Annotated in this window: 2 protein-coding genes and 1 pseudogene; all 3 read left to right on the top strand. The window is 31.3% G+C overall.

Going from position 1 to position 2,832, the window contains the following annotated elements:
* A partial coding sequence (locus tag QZ260_RS07895) for a GDP-mannose 4,6-dehydratase (protein ID WP_295984803.1) occupies nucleotides 1-687 on the top strand: 687 nt, incomplete at its 5' end.
* Nucleotides 688-2,040: an undecaprenyl-phosphate glucose phosphotransferase gene (locus tag QZ260_RS07890; RefSeq protein WP_295984800.1), complete on the top strand. Its 1,353-nt coding sequence runs from the start codon at nucleotides 688-690 to the stop codon at nucleotides 2,038-2,040. It begins immediately after the preceding gene.
* A 10-nt stretch (nucleotides 2,041-2,050) separates the two neighbouring features.
* Nucleotides 2,051-2,832 (top strand): annotated as a pseudogene (locus tag QZ260_RS07885) (phenylacetate--CoA ligase family protein); the annotation flags it as partial.

Here is a 2,832-nt window from a genome sequence, read left to right as displayed (position 1 = left end):
TTATTAGGTTTAGCAAAAGCTAAGAATGCAAGAGTTTTAATAGCGTCCACATCCGAGATATATGGTGACCCATTGGTGCATCCACAAACTGAAGACTATTATGGGAATGTGAATACTATTGGCCCGAGAGGTGTTTATGATGAAGCAAAACGATTTCAAGAGTCTATAACCATGGCGTACCATCGTTTTCATGGTATTGAGACGAGAATTGTACGTATATTTAACACCTACGGTCCAAGGATGCGGTTAAATGATGGTAGAGTAATCCCTGCATTTATGGGGCAAGCTTTACGAGGAGAAGATTTAACAATCTTTGGAGATGGGTCTCAAACACGATCGTTTTGTTATGTTGATGATGAAGTTGAAGGGGTTTACAGATTGCTTTTAAGTGATTATGCAGAGCCAGTTAACATTGGAAATCCTCATGAAATATCGATTAGTGATTTTGCTGAAGAAATAATAAAATTAACGGGGACCACTCAAAAAGTAATTTATAAAGATTTACCTGTAAATGACCCCATGCAGCGTCAACCCAATATTTCATTAGCAAAAAAACTTTTAAATTGGGAACCTAAAGTTGGCAGAGCGGAAGGTATGAAGATAACTTATGATTATTTTAAATCTTTATCTGAAGACGAATTGTACAAAAGTGAGCATAAAGATTTCAAAAAACATATTAAAAATTAAGTGGACTATAAAAAAGGAAGATATTCTAATTTAATAAGACCATTGTTCGGTTTTATAGATTTAGTCATTATAAATATGGCTGTGTTTTATTTTGAAATAAATTTAAAGAGCGTTTATGCTTTTTGTTTATATATCTCTATTTGTTGGATAATTATTGCGGTTAAAAATCATTTTTACGAAATACACAGGTACACCAGGTTGATTAAAATAGGGCCACTTTTGTTTAGGCAAATAGTTTTTTTCGCCATTGCCCTTTATGCTTATATTGGATTTTTTAAGCAACCTCTAATGAGTAGGCTGGCGCTAGGAGATTATCTGTTATTAGTTTTTTTATTAATAAGTGTATTCAAGTTTTTAACAATCTTTTTATTAAAAAAATACAGATCGGTTTTAGGGGGTAATATCAGAAAAGTTGTAGTGATTGGTAATAATGAAAAAACCAGACAACTAATAGAGACATTTAATACAAGATTAGATTTTGGCTATAAATTTGATGCACAGTTTAGTATAAAAGATGAAGGTTTTACAATTGAAAATTGTTTCGACTATATTATAGAAAATGATATTGATGAGATTTATTTTTCAGTAGCCGAACTATCTAATAACCAAATAAATAAATTAAAAGATTTCGCTGATAACAATTTGCGTGAGTTAAAATTTATTCCAGACAATAAAGAAATTTATTCTAAGAAGCTTCAATACGAATATTACAATTATATTCCTGTTTTATCATTACGAGTAATTCCGCTTCAAGAACCTGTAAGCCAATTTATTAAGAGGTTTTTCGATATTTTGTTTTCGTTGTTTGTAATCGTTTTTGTGCTCTCATGGTTAACGCCAATTTTAGCAATATGTATTAAGTTAGAATCAAAAGGCCCCGTTTTTTTCAAACAGTCAAGAAATGGGTTTAATTATCAGGAGTTTGATTGTTATAAGTTTAGGTCCATGACTCCAAATAAAGATGCTCATTTGCATCAAGCCACCAAAGGTGACGAGAGGATAACAAAGGTGGGCGTATTTATTAGAAAAACAAGTATGGATGAATTGCCACAGTTTTTTAATGTATTATTTGGAGATATGTCGGTAGTTGGCCCAAGACCGCACATGGTAAGTCATACTAATATGTATGCCCAAAGAATTGATAAATTTATGGTACGTCATTTTGTTAAACCTGGAATTACGGGATTAGCTCAAGTGAGCGGTTTTAGAGGCGAGGTTGAAAAAGATGATGATATTGTAAGCCGTGTAAAATATGATATTTTCTATATTGAAAATTGGTCATTATTATTAGATGTTAAAATAATTCTTCAAACGGTAACTAATGCTATAAAAGGAGAAGAGAAGGCTTATTAAGAAATAAAGCATGGTATTTAAATGGATTTATATTTTAGGCAGAGACTTTAGAAACCGGTCGTCTAAAAGTATTCAAAAGTTTTTATTACAATCCAATACATATACCCTAAACCAATTGGAAACTTACCAATTAAAAAAATTAACGGAGCTAGTTAGTCATGCTTATAATTATTCCGAATACTATCGTAAATCATTTGATAAAAAAAAGGTTCATCCAGCAGACATAGAAAAGCTGTCAGACCTAGAAAAGCTTCCAATAATTACAAAATCAGAACTAATCTCCTTTAATGCTGAAATACATTCTAAATTTGAATTTAAGAAAACGTTTACAGCAAAAACTTCAGGAACTTCTGGAGAATCCCTTACTTTTTCACGAAACGAATATTCAGACTCTTTTAACCGAACTGTAATTAACCACAATTACAGTAATTATAATGTAAAACCATGGCATAGAAATGGATATTTCTGGGGTTTTGATAGTTCATTGATGCAACAAATAAAAACGAAGTGTTTAGATGTTTTACAAAATAGATTCAGGGTGTTTTCGTATTCAGAATCGGAATTAACCAAGTTTATAAAAAAATTAAAGAATGCTAAATATCTCCATGGGTACTCCTCTAGTATTTATCAAACCGCAATAGCAATAAATACTGGTAATCTTGAAAAACCAAATGATATTTTAATGGTTAAAGGGACCTCAGAAAAAATATTTGATTATTATCAACCCGAAATTATAAAAGCATTTGGCACTAAAATGATTAGTGAGTATGGCGCTGCGGAATCTGGAATTAT

This window comes from uncultured Algibacter sp., assembly GCF_905480415.1.
Lineage (GTDB): Bacteria > Bacteroidota > Bacteroidia > Flavobacteriales > Flavobacteriaceae > Algibacter_B.
This window is presented reverse-complemented; position numbering and strand designations above follow the sequence as displayed.